Source organism: Pseudomonas sp. G3-39, assembly GCF_054790485.1.
Genome location: NZ_CP186497.1, coordinates 903,661 through 920,356, shown reverse-complemented (window position 1 = coordinate 920,356; position 16,696 = coordinate 903,661). Strand labels below are relative to the sequence as shown.

Genomic DNA, 16,696 nt, shown 5'->3' with positions numbered 1-16,696 from the left:
TGCCATGCACCTTTAGAGAATCCGCATGCAAACTTTTTTTATCGCGCCCACCGATTTTGGCGTGGGTCTGACCTCCATCAGCCTCGGGCTGGTGCGTACCCTGGAGCGGGCCGGACTGAAAGTCGGCTTCTTCAAACCGATTGCCCAGCCGCATCCGGGCGACACTGGTCCTGAGCGTTCCACCGAACTGGTGGCGCGCACCCACGGCCTGAAACCGCCGCAGCCACTGGGCCTGGCCCACGTCGAGCGGATGCTCGGCGACGGTCAGCTCGATGAGTTGCTCGAAGAAATCATCGCCTTGTATCAGCAAGCTGCCATCGGCAAAGACGTGCTGGTAGTCGAAGGCATGGTGCCGACCCGCAGCGCCAGCTACGCCGCGCGGGTCAATTTGCACCTGGCGAAAAGCCTGGATGCCGAGGTGATTCTGGTCTCGGCCCCGGAAAACGAAGTGCTTGCCGAACTCTCCGGCCGCGTGGAATTGCAGGCGCAATTGTTCGGCGGCCCGAAAGATCCAAAAGTCCTCGGCGTAATCCTCAACAAGGTCAAGACCGAGGAGAGCATGGACGCCTTCGCCACGCGCCTCAAAGAGCATTCGCCGTTGTTGCGCAGCGGTGATTTCCGCCTGCTCGGCTGCATTCCGTTTCAGCCCGAACTCAATGCACCGCGTACCCGCGACGTCGCCGACCTGATGGGCGCGCAGGTGCTGAACGCCGGCGATTACGAAACCCGGCGCATGACCAAAATCATCATCTGCGCACGGACCATGCGCAACACCGTCGAGCTGCTCAAGCCCGGCGTGCTGGTAGTGACCCCGGGCGACCGCGACGACATCATCCTCGCGGTCAGTCTCGCGGCGTTGAACGGCGTACCGCTGGCCGGGCTGTTGCTGACCAGCGACACCCTGCCCGATCCACGCATCATGGACCTATGCCGTGGCGCGCTGCAGGCCGGTCTGCCCGTGCTGTCGGTGAGCACTGGCTCCTACGACACCGCCAACCTGCTCAATGGCCTGAACAAGGAAATCCCCATTGATGACCGCGAGCGTGCGGAGATCATCACCGATTTCGTCGCCAGCCATCTCGACGCCAAATGGCTGCACCAGCGCTGTGGCACACCACGAGAAATGCGCCTGTCGCCAGCGGTGTTCCGCTATCAACTGATTCAACGGGCGCAGTCGGCGAACAAGCGCATCGTCCTGCCCGAAGGCAGCGAGCCGCTCACCGTGCAAGCGGCGGCGATCTGCCAGGAGCGCGGCATCGCCCGTTGCGTGCTGCTGGCCAAACCCGAGGACGTCGAAGCGGTGGCCCGCGCGCAAGGTATCGAGTTGCCGCCGGGGCTGGAGATTCTCGATCCGGACCTGATCCGCGAGCGCTACATCGAGCCGATGGTCGCCCTGCGCAAAAGCAAAAGCCTCAATGCGCCGATGGCTGAACAGCAACTGGAAGACACCGTGGTGATCGGCACCATGATGCTCGCGCTGGATGAGGTCGACGGCCTGGTCTCGGGTGTGATCAACACCACCGCCAACACCATTCGCCCGGCCCTGCAACTGATCAAGACCGCACCGGGCTGCACGCTGGTGTCGTCGGTGTTCTTCATGCTGTTCCCCGAAGAAGTGCTGGTCTATGGCGACTGCGTGATGAACCCGCACCCGAGCGCCGCCGAACTGGCGGAGATCGCCCTGCAAAGCGCTGATTCCGCAGCAGCATTCGGCATCACCCCGCGCGTGGCGATGATCAGTTACTCCAGCGGCGAATCCGCCAGCGGTGAAGAAGTCGAGAAAGTCCGCGAAGCCACCCTGCTCGCCCACGAGCAACAGCACTCGCTGCTGATCGACGGCCCGCTGCAATACGACGCCGCTGCCAACGCAGACGTCGCCCGGCAACTGGCGCCGAACAGCCAGGTGGCCGGTCGCGCCACGGTGTTCGTGTTCCCCGACCTGAACACCGGCAACACCACCCACAAAGCCGTGCAGCGCAGCGCCGACTGCGTCAGCCTCGGCCCGATGCTGCAAGGCCTGCGCAAACCGGTGAACGACCTGCCGCGCGGCGCGCAGGTCGACGACATCGTCTACACCATCGCCCTGACCGCGATTCAAGCCGCCAACCGACCTATGGATGTGTAAATGCTGGACTTTCTGCCCGCCCCGATTCGCGGCGTGATCGCCGCGCTGCTGTTGGCGCTCAATACGATTCTGCTGTGCTCGTTCCTGTTCTGCGTCGCGCTGATCAAAGTGCTGCCCTTCGACCTCGCCCGCCGCGCCTCACTGTGGCTGATGAGCCACACCCACGAAGCCTGGATCAGCAACAACAAAGGCTGGATGAACCTGGTGCGCCGCACCCGCTGGCACATCAGCGGCCTGCAAGGTCTGGACTACCAACACTCGTACCTGATCACCAGCAACCACCAGAGCTGGGTCGACATCCTGGTGCTGCAATACGTGCTCAACCGGCGCATCCAGCCGCTGAAATTCTTCCTCAAGCAGGAGCTGATCTGGGTCCCGGTAATTGGCCTGGCGTGGTGGGCGCTGGGCTTTCCGTTCATGAAACGCTACTCCAAGGCCTATCTGGAAAAACACCCGGAGAAGAAAGGCAAAGACCTGGAAACCACGCGCAAGACCTGCGCGAAATTCCGCAACAACCCGGTGGGGATTTTCAACTTCGTCGAAGGCACACGCTTCACCGAAGGCAAACATGCGCAACAGCAGTCACCGTTCAAACACCTGCTCAAACCCAAGGCGGGTGGCATCGCCTTCGTGCTGGACGCGATGGGTGAGCAACTGGAGTCGATCGTCAACGTGACCATTCACTATCCAGGCGGGCGTCCGGGTTTCTGGGATCTGCTGTGCGGCAACGTGCGCGACGTGGTGGTGCACTTTGAAGAACTGAAAATCCCGCCGGCCTTCATCGGCAAGAACTACGACCAGGACGGCGAATACCGCCTGCAATTCCAGGGCTGGATCAACCAGCTGTGGCAGGACAAGGATGCGCTGCTGGAGCAGATGCACCGCGAATTCCCAGACAAACGTTAATCCCCTGTAGGAGCGAGCCTGCTCGCGATAGCGGTGGAACAGCCACTCCCAATGTTGAACGACATACCGCTATCGCGAGCAGGCTCACTCCTACAGTTGGATGGAGTGCATTCAGTTAGAGCTTGGTCGGCTGTCAGACCACCTTCGCGAGCAAGCTCGCTCCCACAGTTTGAAACCGGTGTATTCAGGTAGAGATTGGTCGGCTGTCAGGCCGCCATCGCTGGCAAGCCAACTCCCACAGGAAAAGCTAAAGCCAGGCGCACGCTTTTCACCACTCAAATGGCCGAGTGTCAGCTCGCCGAAAGCTCTTGATCTTGATCCACGGGCGACGTCGGAAGGCTGAGCGTAGGGATTGATCCGGGGGTGGGAGCGCAGCGACCGTTTGGCGCAGCCAAACACAGCGAGAGGAGGTGCAGCGAAGCCAACCGGAGGCGCTGCGCCCGGATCAATCCCGCAGCGAAGGGACCCCGAGCCCCAGCGAGCGGGCCGAACGCAGGAGCAAGCGTTTTTGGTTACTTTTTAGGCGTTTGTAAAAAGTGACCCGCCGTAAGGGCGGAACCGCAATCAGCAACACCCGAAGAAACGGATATTCACACAACCCACCCAGAGCATGGCCAGCCCAAAGGCCGCCACCGCCGAAAACCAAATGCCCCCCAATAAAAAACCCGCCGATGATCACTCATCCGCGGGCCTTTTATTTCCGACTAAAGCTTAAATCGCGCCACGCTTACGCAGCAGATCCAACACCTGCTTGACGCTCTCTTCCAACGACAGCGACTGCGTGTCGATCACCAGATCAGCATTCAGCGGCACGTCATACGGGAACGACTCACCCGGAATATTATCGCCACCCGCAGCATACAGCCCTTGCGGATCACGCTCGGCACACACCGCCGGCGAGGCCTGCACATAAACCGTCAGCAGACGCTCCTTGCCGATCAGATCCTTGGCCTGCTCACGACCTTCAGCACTCGGCGCAACAAACGCCGCCAGGGTCAACAGACCCGCCTCGTTGAACTGACGCGCCACATGCGCAGCACGCCGCCAGTTCTCGGTACGACCGGCACGATCCTGCGGCAGCCCTTTGTTCAGGTCGTGACGCAGATTCTGACCATCGAGCACAAACACCGCACGGCCCATGTCGAACAGCTTGCGCTCGACCGCGTAGGCCAGCGTGCTCTTGCCCGCGCCCGACAGGCCGCTGAACAGCACGGTCGCTGGCTGCTGGCCGAAACGCTGGGAACGTTCCTCAGTGGCAACGTGAGCCAGTTTGCCGTGGTGCGAGGCAGTCCCATGAGCCACTGGCTGAGCGACGATCATGCCGGCGCCGACGGTGCCGTTGGTCAAACGGTCGATGACGATGAACGCGCCGGTGGTGCGGTTGCTGTCGTAACCGTCGAGGGCGATCGGCGCGTCGAGCGCGATCTTCACCTTGCCGATTTCGTTGAGCTGCAACGCGCTCGCCGGGCCTTCTTCGAGGGTGTTCACGTCGACCTTGTTGACGATGCTGGCAATCGAGCCCGGCACGTAACTGGTGGCGCGCTTGATGTCGTATTTCTTGCCCGGCAGCATCGGCTCTTCAGCCATCCACACCAGCATCGCTTCGAAGCTGTCGGTGACCGGCGGCACGTTGTCGGCATGCACCAGCAGGTCGCCACGGGAGATGTCGATTTCGTCTTCCATGGTCAGCGTCACCGCTTGACCCGGGCCGGCCTGCTCCAGCTCACCTTCGAAGGTGACGATGGATTTGACGCGGCTGCTCTTGCCCGACGGCAGAACCACCACTTCGTCGCCCTTGTGCACGATGCCGCTGGCGAGGGTGCCAGCGAAACCGCGGAAGTTCAGGTTCGGACGGTTGACGTACTGCACCGGGAAACGCAAATCGGTGAAGTTGCGGTCGCCCGCCACTTCCACGGTCTCGAGGATTTCCATCAGCGACTGGCCTTTGTACCAAGGCGAGCGCTCGGACTTGTTCACCACGTTGTCGCCCTTGAGGGCAGACATCGGCACGAAGTGCATGCTGGTCGGCTTCATCTTCAAGCCTTCGGCGAACTTCAGGTAGTCGGCCTTGATCGACTCGAACACGCCTTCATCGAAGTCTTTCAGGTCCATCTTGTTGATGGCGACGACGATGTGCTTGATGCCCAGCAACGAGGCAATGAAGCTGTGGCGACGGGTCTGGGTCTGCACGCCGTAACGGGCGTCGACCAGGATGATCGCCAGATCACAGGTGGAGGCACCGGTGGCCATGTTGCGGGTGTACTGCTCATGGCCAGGGGTGTCGGCGATGATGAATTTGCGTTTGGCGGTGGAGAAATAGCGGTAGGCGACATCGATGGTGATGCCCTGCTCACGCTCGGCCTGCAGGCCGTCGACCAGCAACGCCAGGTCGATGTCGTCACCGGTGGTGCCGACTTTCTTCGAATCACGGGTGATCGCTTCCAGGTGATCTTCGTAGATCATCTTGGAGTCGTGCAGCAGGCGCCCGATCAGGGTGCTCTTGCCGTCATCGACGTTACCGCAGGTCAAAAAGCGCAGCAGCTCTTTACGTTCGTGCTGGCCCAGGTAGGCGAGGATGTCCTCGCTGATCAAATCAGATGCGTGCGACATGACAACCCCTTAGAAATAACCCTGACGTTTCTTGTCTTCCATCGAGCCTGCGCCATCGTGGTCGATGACCCGGCCCTGGCGCTCGGAAGTTCGCGTCAGGAGCATTTCCTGAATGATGTCCGTGAGGGTTTCAGCCTCGGACTCCACCGCGCCCGTCAACGGGTAGCAGCCAAGGGTACGGAAACGCACTTTCTTTTTGACGATGCGTGCCTTGTCCTCGTCGGACAGGTGTTCGAGGATACGGTCGTCGTCGATCATGATCAGCGTGCCGTTCTTCTCGATCACTTCACGCTCGGCGGCGAAGTACAGCGGCACGATCGGGATGCCTTCGAGGTAGATGTACTGCCAGATGTCCAGCTCGGTCCAGTTCGACAACGGGAACACCCGAATGGATTCGCCCTTGTTGACCTTGCCGTTGTAGACGTTCCACAGCTCAGGGCGCTGGTTTTTCGGGTCCCAGCGGTGCTTGCTGTCGCGGAACGAGTACACGCGCTCTTTGGCGCGGGATTTCTCTTCATCGCGACGGGCACCGCCGAACGCGGCGTCGAAACCATGCTTGTCGAGCGCCTGCTTGAGGCCCTCGGTCTTCATGATGTCGGTGTGTTTGGCGCTGCCGTGGGTGAACGGGTTGATGTTCTGCGCCACGCCATCGGGGTTGATGTGGGTGATCAGGTCCAGGCCCAGCTCTTCGACCATCTTGTCGCGGAACTTGTACATCTCCTGGAATTTCCAGCGAGTGTCGACGTGCATCACCGGAAACGGCAGTTTGCCCGGGAAGAACGCCTTGCGTGCCAGATGCAGCATCACGGCGGAGTCTTTACCGATGGAGTACAGCATCACCGGGTTGTCGAACTCGGCGGCCACCTCGCGGATGATGTGGATGCTTTCCGCCTCCAGCTGTTTCAGATGCGTCAGTTTGTCGACCATGGCTACTCACGAAAGCTTTCTTATGAACGGCCAGCGGGCCGTGTTCGAGCGGGGAATCCTAGCACAGCGACCTCTTCTAATCAGGACGCCTACTAGATCGAAAGGGCATATGAATATGCCTGCCGGTTCGGCCGGGCAATGCTGTTCCTGTGGGAGCGGGCTTGCTCGCGAAAGCGGTATGCCAGACACCTTTGTATTGAAAGTCTGACGCCTTCGCGAGCAGGCTCGCTCCCACAGGTATTTGTGGTGGATTCAGATCGGGTTCGGGCAATCGATGAAGATGTGTTCGAGGGCGAAACGTTTTGCCAGGTAGTCACCCAGCGCCTGCACGCCATAGCGCTCGGTGGCGTGGTGACCGGCGGCGATGAAGCTGATGTCGTTTTCCCGCGCGCTGTGGAAGGTCTGCTCGGAGGCTTCACCACTGAGGAACAGATCGACACCCGCCGCCACGCCCTGATCGATATAACCCTGCCCGCCGCCAGTGCACCAGCCGACCCGACGAATCATCCCACTGCCCTCGACCAGCAGCGGCTCGCGGCCCATGACGTCTTTAACCTTGCGGGCGAAATCACGCGCAGTCATCGGCTCATTCAACGACCCGAGCAGTCCGACGATTTTGAGGTTGTCCGGATCCAGTGGCCCTTCGACGGTAATGTCCAGCTGACGCGCCAGTTGCACGTTGTTGCCGACTTCCGGGTGCAGATCCAGCGGCAGGTGATAGGCGAGCAGACTGATGTCGTGCTTGAGCAGCGTCTTCAGGCGCCGCTGCTTCATGCCGGTGATGCACGGGTTCTCGCCTTTCCAGAAATAGCCGTGATGCACCAGTATCAGGTCGGCCTCGGCCTCCACCGCCGCGTCGAGCAGCGCCTGACTGGCGGTGACGCCACTGACGATGCGCATCACTTGCGGTCGGCCTTCGACCTGCAGGCCGTTGGGGCAATAATCGGCGATTTTCGCACTGCCGAGGTAACGGTCGGCTTCTTCGACGAGGGTGCTGAGGGCGACGGCCATGAAAGACTCCTGAAAATCCCGTTCAGAGGCGCGCGCGGCCTCGTATAATGCGCGACATTATGGGCGGTCTGACCCCGCCTGCAACTTTTCCAGGACGTGCTTAATGCTCAAGGCGCTGCGTTTTTTCGGCTGGCCGCTGTTGGCCGGTGTGCTTATCGCTCTGTTGATTATTCAGCGTTACCCGCAGTGGGTCGGGCTGCCGAGCCTCGATGTCAACCTGCAACAGGCCCCGCAAACCACCAGCGTGCAGCAGGGGCCGGTGTCATATGCCGACGCGGTGACCATCGCCGCACCGTCGGTGGTCAACCTTTACACCACCAAGGTCATCAACAAACCGGCGCACCCGCTGTTTGAAGACCCGCAGTTTCGGCGCTTCTTCGGTGACAACTCGCCGAAGCAGAAACGCATGGAATCGAGCCTCGGTTCCGGGGTGATCATGAGCCCGGAAGGCTACATTCTGACCAACAACCACGTGACCACCGGCGCCGACCAGATCGTGGTGGCGCTCAAGGACGGTCGCGAAACCCTCGCCCGGGTGATCGGCAGCGATCCGGAAACCGACCTCGCGGTGCTGAAGATCGACCTGAAAAACCTGCCGGCGATCACCGTCGGCCGCTCCGACAGCATCCGCATCGGCGATGTCGCGCTGGCCATCGGCAACCCGTTCGGCGTCGGCCAGACCGTGACCATGGGCATCATCAGCGCCACCGGGCGTAACCAGTTGGGCCTGAACAACTACGAAGACTTCATCCAGACCGACGCGGCGATCAACCCGGGCAACTCCGGCGGCGCGCTGGTCGATGCCAACGGCAACCTCACCGGCATCAATACGGCGATCTTCTCCAAGTCCGGCGGCTCGCAGGGCATCGGTTTTGCGATCCCGGTGAAACTGGCGATGGAAGTAATGAAATCGATCATCGAGCACGGTCAGGTGATTCGTGGCTGGCTCGGTATTGAAGTGCAGCCGCTGACCCAGGAACTGGCCGAGTCGTTTGGCCTGTCCGGGCGTCCGGGGATTGTCGTGGCGGGGATCTTCCGCGATGGCCCGGCACAGAAGGCCGGCCTGCAACTGGGTGACGTGATTCTGAGTATCGACGGCGAACCGGCCGGTGATGGCCGCAAGTCCATGAACCAGGTGGCGCGGATCAAGCCGACTGACAAAGTGACCATTCAGGTCATGCGCAACGGCAAAGAACTGAAGCTCACCGCTGAAATCGGCCTGCGTCCGCCGCCTGCACCGGTGAAAGAAGAAGAGTAAAACTTTATTCGCGCCGAGTGCGCGAATGAAAGACACTCTCAACAGGCATGTTATATTGTTTCAATTTAACGATTGGAACAACATAACATGTCGTCTCGAAAAAAGGCTTCGCTGCTTGGCCTGACCCTGGGCCTGCTGGGCGATCCGGTCTTCGCCGAAGATCCGCAACCCCTCGAACTCGACGCCATCAGCGTCACTTCCGATTATGAATCCCCCAGCGGGCCGGTCAGCGGCTACCGCGCGACGCGCTCCGCCAGTGCAACCAAAACCGACACCGCCATCCGCGACATTCCCCAAACGATCAGCGTAGTGCCCGCCAGCGTGCTCAAAGATCTGGGCAGCACCAGTGTCGAACGCGCACTGGATTTTGCCGGCGGCGTGTCGAAGCAGAACAATTTTGGCGGCCTGACGCTGTACGAATACAGCGTGCGCGGCTTCACCACCTCGGAGTTCTACAAGGACGGTTTCAGCGCCAATCGCGGCTATCCGAGCACGCCGGACGCCGCCAACGTGGAGCGCATCGAAGTCCTCAAAGGCCCGGCCGCGAGCCTGTATGGCCGAGGCGATCCGGGCGGCACGGTGAACATCGTCACCAAAAAACCGCAGCCCGAAGCGTTCACCACCCTGCAGACCAGCGCTGGCAGCTGGGATCGTTATCGCACGGCACTGGACGTCAATACGCCGCTCGACGAGCAGGGGGACGTGCTCTCGCGGATCAACCTCGCGGTCGAAGACAACCACAGCTTCCGTGATCACGTCGACAGCCAGCGGGTCTTCGTCGCACCTTCGATCAGTTGGCAACTGAGCCCGGACACTTCGTTGTTGGTGGAAAGCGAAATCGTCCGGCACAACTCCACGTTCGACCGAGGAATCGTCGCGCCGAACAACAAATGGAGCGGCGTTTCGCGCTCGACCTTCCTCGGTGAACCGAACGACGGCAACATCGACAACCACAACAACCTGCTCCAGGCCACCCTTGAACATCACCTCAACGACAGCTGGAAACTGCGTCTGGCCAGCCACTACAAGGAAGGCAAACTGTGGGGCGACGCGTCTGAAAGTCGTGCGCTGAACGCCGATGGTCACACGGTCAACCGACGCTACCGCGAACGGGACACTAACTGGCACGACAGCATCACCCAATTGGAGCTGCGCGGTCTGTTCGACCTCGGCCCATGGCAGCACGAACTGCTGATCGGCACCGAATACGAGAACTTCCGCAAGAACGAACGTGTCACTACCATCGCTGGCGGTCCCTACGCCATCGACATCTACAAGCCGATCTACGGCCAACCAAAACCCAACGGCCCACGCTCGGGTACTGACTTCTTCGAACACGTCGAAAGCCACGCACTGAACCTGCAGGATCAAATCATCTTCACCGACAAACTGCGCGGGATGATCGGCGCACGCTTCGAACACTTTGATCAACGCATCGACGATCACACCCGCGATGCCAAAAGCCAGCAGACTCACGACGCCCTCACCCAACGCGCCGGCCTGCTCTATCAGTTGACGCCGAACACCGGCCTGTTCGCCAACACCTCGACCTCGTTCAAACCGAATAACGGCCTCGACGCCTCCGGCAAATCCTTCGATCCCGAAGAGGGCATCGGTTACGAAATCGGGATCAAGAACGAACTGTTCGACGAGCGCCTGAGCAGCACCCTCGCCTTCTTCCACATCGACAAGGAGAACGTCCTCGCCCTCGACCCGGGCACCGACACTAGTCGCGCGATGGGCAAGGCGCGCAGTCGCGGTTTCGACTGGCAAGTGACCGGGCAAATGACCGATGCCGTGCGGGTGATGGGTGCCTTCGCTTACATCGACGCTGAAGTGACCAAGGGCGACGCGGCAATCCCGACCGGCAGCCGCATCCTTGGCGTGGCCAAGCGCAGTGGCAGCCTGCTCGGTGTGTACGAATTTCAGGACGGCCATTTGCGCGGCTCGGACGTCGGCGCGGCGTTCACCTATGTCGGCGATCGCTCCGGTGAAGCCGGCGGTGATTTTGAAATGCCGGCCTATCACACCGTCGATCTGCTGGCCCATTACAAGGCCAGCGACAACGTCACGGTTGGCCTGAACCTCAACAACCTCTTCGACGAAAAATACTACGAGCGCTCCTACAGCAATTACTGGGTCAACCCCGGCGAGCCGCGCAATTTCACCGTCAGCCTGACACTCAACCTGTAAAAGGACGTCACTATGCAATACGGCAAAACCCTACTGATCATCGCCGCTTTGTTCGTCACTCAAGCCTCGGCCCATGGCCTGTGGACAGAACAACGGCGCGGCAATATCGAAGTGATCTACGGCCACGGCGCCGAAGACAATGCCTTCAAGGCGCAGAAAATCAGCGGCGCCTGGGCTTATGACGCGGGCGGAAAAATGATTCCGGTCAGCGTTGAGCGCCTGCCTGATCACGCTCGCCTGAAACCTCTGAAAACGCCGGCGGTACTGGCAGTGGCGTTGAACAACGGTATGTGGTCGCAAACCGCTGACAAAAAATGGATCAATGAGGGGCGCAGCAAAGTGCCGGGCGCTGTCGAGGCGACGCAGACCTTCAAGTACAGCCTGGCGATTTATCAGCCGGGGGCCAAGTTGCCCAAGCTTGATCAGATCAAATTGCTGATTCTGCCGGAAGTCGATCCGCTGACGGTCGGGCCGGGGCAATCATTGCCGGTGCGGGTGTTGCTTGATGGCAAACCGGCGGCGGGGGTGAAGTTGATCGGTGACTATCGCAGTGCGCCGAATACCTTGAGCACCGAGACTGACAAGGACGGCCGCGCGCAGGTGTTGGTGCGTAATGAAGGGTTGAATGTGATTGCCGCGCAGGTGGAGGTGCCGGTGAAGGGCAGTGCTGATGTGAACAGTCGTGGACTGTTCAGTTCGCTAACGTTTTTGGGTGAGCCACATCACGAATAATCAACACAAGTCCCCTGTAGGAGCGAGCCTGCTCGCGATTGCGCCGGGTCAGTCAGCATAAATGCTGAATGTCCGTCCGCTATCGCGAGCAGGCTCGCTCCTACGGGGGTAATGGTGTTTTAGAGTTCGCCGAGGCCGTCGATCAGCGCCTGATTCTGCTCCGGCGTACCGATCGAGATCCGCAGGAACTGGGCAATCCGCTCCTGCTTGAAGTGACGCACGATCACACCCTGCTCGCGCAGTTTGGCTGCCAGCCCTGCTGCATCGTGTTGCGGGTGACGGGCGAAGATGAAGTTCGCCGCCGAAGGCAGCACTTCAAAGCCTTTGGCCTGCAATTGCGCGATCACCCATTCACGGCTCTCGATCACCAGACGGCAGGTCTTGTCGAAATACTCGCGATCCTCGAACGCTGCCGCCGCCCCGACAATCGCCAGGCGATCCAGCGGATAGGAGTTGAAGCTGTTCTTGATCCGCTCCAGCGCCTCGATCAGATCCGGGTGCCCCACCGCCAGACCGACGCGCAGGCCGGCCAGCGAGCGCGACTTGGACAGGGTCTGGGTCACCAGCAGGTTCGGATAACGGTCCACCAGACTGATCGCGGTTTCGCCACCGAAGTCGATGTACGCCTCATCCACGACCACTACCGAATCCGGGCTGGTCTTGAGGATCTGCTCGACCGCCTCCAGCGCCAACAGGCAACCGGTCGGTGCGTTCGGATTGGGGAAAATGATCCCGCCGTTCGGTTTGGCGTAGTCCGCCGGGTTGATCTGGAACTGCGCGTCCAGCGGCACGGCATCGAACTGGATGCCGTACAGACCGCAATACACCGGATAGAAGCTGTAGCTGATGTCCGGGAACAGCAGCGGCTGCTCGTGTTGCAGCAGACCGTGAAAGATGTGCGCGAGCACTTCGTCCGAACCATTGCCGAGGAACACTTGATTGCTCTGCACGCCGTAGTAGTTGGCGACGGCGCTTTTCAGCAGATCGCTGTTCGGGTCCGGGTACAGACGCAGGTTGTCGTTGAGTTCGGTCTGCATCGCCGCCAGGGCTTTTGGCGACGGGCCGTAGGGGTTTTCGTTGGTGTTGAGCTTGACCAGTTTGGTCAGCTTTGGCTGCTCGCCCGGCACATACGGCACCAGATCCTTGACGAACGGGCTCCAGAATTTACTCATGATCAGTTCCCCTTCTGCTCAGCTTTGATGCGGTATTCGGCGCTGCGTGCGTGCGCACTCAGGGATTCGCCACGGGCCAGCACCGAAGCGGTCTTGCCCAGCTCGGAAGCACCGGCCTCGGAGCAGAAGATGATCGACGAACGTTTCTGGAAGTCGTACACACCCAGCGGCGAGGAGAACCGCGCGGTGCCAGAGGTCGGCAACACGTGGTTCGGACCAGCGCAGTAGTCGCCCAGCGCCTCGGAGGTGTGACGGCCCATGAAGATCGCACCGGCGTGACGGATCTGCGGCAACCACGCTTGTGGATCAGCGACCGACAGCTCCAAGTGTTCCGGGGCGATACGGTTGGCGACTTCGATGGCTTGCGCCATGTCGCGCACATGAATCAGTGCACCGCGACCATTGATCGAGGTTTCGATAATGGTTGCGCGGTCCATGGTCGGCAGCAGTTTGTCGATGCTCGCAGCGACCTTGTCGAGGAATTCGGCGTCCGGGCTGACTAGAATTGCCTGCGCGTCTTCGTCGTGCTCGGCCTGGGAGAACAGATCCATGGCGATCCAGTCCGGATCGGTCTGGCCGTCGCACACCACAAGGATTTCCGACGGGCCGGCGATCATGTCGATGCCGACCTGACCGAACACGTGACGCTTGGCGGTGGCCACATAGATGTTGCCCGGGCCGACGACCTTGTCCACCTGCGGCACGCTTTCAGTGCCGTAAGCCAGCGCGGCAACCGCTTGCGCACCGCCGATGGTGAACACCCGGTCAACGCCGGCAATGCACGCCGCCGCCAGCACCAGTTCATTGATTTCACCGCGCGGGGTTGGCACGACCATGACCACTTCGGTCACGCCGGCGACCTTGGCCGGAATCGCGTTCATCAACACCGACGATGGATACGACGCCTTGCCGCCCGGCACATACAGACCGGCCCGATCCAGCGGTGTGACCTTCTGCCCGAGTACGGTGCCGTCGGCCTCGGTATAGCTCCAGGAATCCTGTTTCTGTTTTTCGTGGTAGCTGCGCACCCGCGCCGCGGCTTTTTCCAGCGCTTCGCGCTGTGCCACGGTGATGCGGGTCAGGGCCAGTTCCAGACGCTCGCGTGGCAGGATCAAGTCAGCCATGGAGGCGACTTCGAGGCCGTCGAACTTCTGGGTGAACTCGACCAGCGCCGCGTCGCCGCGCTCGCGCACCGCCTTGATGATGTCCAGCACGCGCTGATTGACCGAGTCGTCAGACACACTTTCCCAGCTCAGCAGATGATCCAGATGATGCGCGAAATCCGGGTCAGCAGCGTTGAGTCGGCGAATTGCAGTCGGTGCGGTCATAGCGAGAGCCTCATAGGAATGGCAAAAACTCAGGCGCCCTAACTTAGCAGTCGTTTCCGCTTGGGCACCTGAGATTCTGGCTATGAGGCGGATAGACGGGCGCGACTCAAGGTCACGCAGGTGAATCAGCCGCGGTGTCGCGATTCCACTGCGTTGCGCAGGGTATCGATCAACGCCTGGATTCGGGCGTGTTGCATCTTCATCGAAGCCTTGTTGACCACCAGGCGCGAGCTGATCGTGGCGATCAGTTCCTGAGGTTCCAGGCCATTGGCGCGCAGGGTGTTGCCGGTGTCGACCACGTCGATGATCTTGTCGGCCAGACCGATCAGCGGCGCCAGCTCCATCGAACCGTAGAGCTTGATGATGTCGACCTGACGCCCCTGTTCGGCGTAGTAACGCTTGGCGACGTTGACGAACTTGGTCGCCACGCGCAGACGGCCCTTGGGCTCGGCCGCGCCGATCTTGCCGGCGGTCATCAGCTTGCACTGGGCAATCTGCAGATCCAGCGGCTCGTAAAGGCCCTGACCGGTGTATTCCATCAACACGTCTTTACCGGCGACGCCAAGGTCGGCCGCGCCATGCTCGACATAGGTCGGCACGTCGGTGGCACGCACGATCAACAGACGTACGTCATCCTGAGTGGTGGGGATGATCAGCTTGCGGCTCTTGTCCGGATTCTCGGTCGGCACGATGCCGGCTTCAGCGAGAAGCGGCAAAGTGTCGTCAAGGATGCGGCCCTTGGACAGTGCGATGGTCAACATGGGAAACGTCAGTCCTTATCAAGGTACTCATGTCCGGTCGCAATCGGCGCCGGACACACATCGAGCCGGATACCGGCTCGACTCGAAACAAATTCAGTGGACACGTCCCTGTGTCCGCATGCAGCAATCAGCCCGGAACGCGACGGATCTTGGCGCCCAGCATCTGCAGTTTTTCTTCGATGCACTCGTAACCACGGTCTATGTGGTAGATGCGGTCGATCAGGGTGTCGCCTTCGGCCACCAGTGCCGAGATCACCAGGCTGGCCGAAGCACGCAGGTCGGTGGCCATCACTGGCGCGCCCTTCAGGACTTCAGTACCGGTGACGATCGCGGTGTTGCCTTCGACCTGGATCCTGGCGCCCATGCGGTGCAGTTCGTACACGTGCATGAAACGGTTTTCGAAGATCGTCTCGATCACTGCACCGGTGCCTTCGGCAATGGCGTTGAGCGAGATGAACTGCGCCTGCATGTCGGTCGGGAACGCCGGGTACGGCGCGGTACGCACGTTGACCGCTTTCGGGCGCTTGCCGTGCATGTTCAGCTCGATCCAGTCTTCACCGCAGGTGATTTCCGCACCGGACTCACGGAGCTTTTCCAGGACCGCTTCAAGAATGGTCGGATCAGTGTCCTTGACCTTCACGCGGCCACCGGTGACCGCAGCGGCCACCAGGTAGGTGCCGGTTTCGATACGGTCGGGCATGACTTTGTAGAAGCACGACCCCAGACGCTCGACGCCATCGATGGTGATGGTGTCGGTACCGGCGCCGGATACCTTGGCGCCCATGGCGTTGAGGAAGTTCGCCAGGTCAACCACTTCAGGCTCGCGCGCAGCGTTCTGCAGCACGCTGCGACCCTTGGCCAGGGCGGCTGCCATCATGATGTTTTCGGTACCGGTCACGCTGACGGTATCGAAGAAGAAGTGCGCACCGCGCAGACCGCCTTCAGGCGCCTTGGCCTTGATGTAGCCGCCTTCGACGTCGATCACCGCGCCCATGGCTTCGAGGCCACGAATGTGCAGGTCGACCGGACGCGAACCGATGGCGCAACCGCCAGGCAGGGCGACTTCGGCTTCACCGAAACGCGCAACCATCGGGCCCAGTACCAGGATCGAGGCACGCATGGTTTTCACCAGTTCGTACGGCGCGATCAGGGTCTTGATGGTGCGTGGGTCGATTTCGACGCTGAGCTTCTCGTCGATCACCGGCTCGATGCCCATGCGACCGAACAGCTCGATCATGGTGGTGATGTCGTGCAGGTGCGGCAGGTTGCCAACGGTCACCGGGCCATCGCACAGCAGGGTGGCAGCCAGAATCGGCAGGGCGGAGTTCTTCGCCCCGGAGATACGGATTTCGCCATCAAGACGAACGCCACCGGTAATAATCAATTTATCCATAAGAATCTCGACGCCCTAGGGCTCAGGTGCGCTCGGCCCAGGCCGCGCTGCTGAAAAATTTCATAGTGACCGCGTGGATGCTGCCATCGGCGATCCAAGGGTTCAAATGGGCATAGATGCTTTGCTGACGCTTGACCGGGCTCAACGCCGCCAGTTCATCACTAATCACGTTCAGCTGGAAGTTGCAGCCTTCGCCTTCAACTTCCACCTGCGTTCCTGGCAGCTTTCCTTCAAGGAAGCTCTTCACTTCTACGGCCTGCATGCTCAACCTCAATCGGCG

At 60.8% G+C, this 16,696-nt stretch carries 13 protein-coding genes; 5 read left to right on the top strand and 8 right to left on the bottom strand.

Annotated elements, in window-relative coordinates; translation table 11 throughout:
- Positions 1 to 25 precede the first annotated feature (25 nt).
- Both pta and ACOYXG_RS04025 read left to right on the top strand, forming a co-directional pair.
- Positions 26 to 2,125: a phosphate acetyltransferase gene (gene pta / locus ACOYXG_RS04030; RefSeq protein WP_098967230.1), complete on the top strand. Its 2,100-nt coding sequence runs from the start codon at positions 26 to 28 to the stop codon at positions 2,123 to 2,125.
- Positions 2,126 to 3,031 (top strand): acyltransferase, encoded by a 906-nt coding sequence (locus ACOYXG_RS04025; RefSeq protein ID WP_460356030.1) that lies wholly within the window; start codon positions 2,126 to 2,128, stop codon positions 3,029 to 3,031.
- A 711-nt stretch (positions 3,032 to 3,742) separates the two neighbouring features.
- Here the strand turns inward: ACOYXG_RS04025 and cysN are convergent.
- The 3 genes from cysN to ACOYXG_RS04010 all read right to left on the bottom strand — a co-directional run bounded on the left by cysN (position 3,743) and on the right by ACOYXG_RS04010 (position 7,579).
- Positions 3,743 to 5,641 carry a sulfate adenylyltransferase subunit CysN gene (gene cysN, locus ACOYXG_RS04020; protein WP_027610861.1) on the bottom strand — a complete coding sequence of 633 codons (1,899 nt, stop codon included), beginning with the start codon at positions 5,639 to 5,641 and terminating at the stop codon, positions 3,743 to 3,745.
- Positions 5,642 to 5,650: 9 nt separating this feature from the next.
- Positions 5,651 to 6,568 (bottom strand): sulfate adenylyltransferase subunit CysD, encoded by a 918-nt coding sequence (gene cysD / locus ACOYXG_RS04015; protein ID WP_003221715.1) that lies wholly within the window; start codon positions 6,566 to 6,568, stop codon positions 5,651 to 5,653.
- A gap of 252 nt (positions 6,569 to 6,820) precedes the next feature.
- Positions 6,821 to 7,579, bottom strand: coding sequence for a Nif3-like dinuclear metal center hexameric protein (locus tag ACOYXG_RS04010; protein ID WP_103369132.1), 759 nt, complete (start codon positions 7,577 to 7,579; stop codon positions 6,821 to 6,823).
- Between the two features lie 103 nt (positions 7,580 to 7,682).
- Between ACOYXG_RS04010 and algW the strand changes: the two genes are divergently transcribed.
- The 3 genes from algW (at position 7,683) to ACOYXG_RS03995 (ending at position 11,762) form a co-directional block, all read left to right on the top strand.
- Positions 7,683 to 8,837, top strand: a complete 1,155-nt coding sequence (gene algW, locus ACOYXG_RS04005; RefSeq protein ID WP_096795365.1) for a Do family serine endopeptidase AlgW — start codon at positions 7,683 to 7,685, stop codon at positions 8,835 to 8,837.
- A gap of 87 nt (positions 8,838 to 8,924) precedes the next feature.
- Positions 8,925 to 11,030 (top strand): TonB-dependent siderophore receptor, encoded by a 2,106-nt coding sequence (locus tag ACOYXG_RS04000; protein WP_460356025.1) that lies wholly within the window; start codon positions 8,925 to 8,927, stop codon positions 11,028 to 11,030.
- Positions 11,031 to 11,042: 12 nt separating this feature from the next.
- Positions 11,043 to 11,762 carry a DUF4198 domain-containing protein gene (locus ACOYXG_RS03995; RefSeq protein WP_460356023.1) on the top strand — a complete coding sequence of 240 codons (720 nt, stop codon included), beginning with the start codon at positions 11,043 to 11,045 and terminating at the stop codon, positions 11,760 to 11,762.
- Positions 11,763 to 11,881: 119 nt separating this feature from the next.
- Here the strand turns inward: ACOYXG_RS03995 and hisC are convergent, their stop codons facing one another.
- From hisC to ACOYXG_RS03970, 5 genes are all read right to left on the bottom strand, one after another.
- Complete coding sequence (gene hisC / locus ACOYXG_RS03990) at positions 11,882 to 12,934, bottom strand: histidinol-phosphate transaminase (protein ID WP_097090393.1); 1,053 nt, start codon at positions 12,932 to 12,934, stop codon at positions 11,882 to 11,884.
- A 2-nt stretch (positions 12,935 to 12,936) separates the two neighbouring features.
- Positions 12,937 to 14,262, bottom strand: coding sequence for a histidinol dehydrogenase (gene hisD, locus ACOYXG_RS03985; protein ID WP_097090392.1), 1,326 nt, complete (start codon positions 14,260 to 14,262; stop codon positions 12,937 to 12,939).
- Positions 14,263 to 14,387: 125 nt separating this feature from the next.
- Entirely contained in the window at positions 14,388 to 15,023 is a 636-nt protein-coding gene (gene hisG, locus ACOYXG_RS03980; protein ID WP_007967226.1) for an ATP phosphoribosyltransferase, read from the bottom strand.
- A gap of 127 nt (positions 15,024 to 15,150) precedes the next feature.
- Positions 15,151 to 16,416, bottom strand: coding sequence for a UDP-N-acetylglucosamine 1-carboxyvinyltransferase (murA, locus tag ACOYXG_RS03975; protein WP_027610854.1), 1,266 nt, complete (start codon positions 16,414 to 16,416; stop codon positions 15,151 to 15,153).
- A gap of 22 nt (positions 16,417 to 16,438) precedes the next feature.
- A complete protein-coding gene (locus ACOYXG_RS03970) occupies positions 16,439 to 16,678 on the bottom strand; it encodes a BolA family protein (protein WP_007953556.1) in 240 nt (79 codons plus the stop codon).
- Between the last annotated feature and the right edge of the window lie 18 nt (positions 16,679 to 16,696).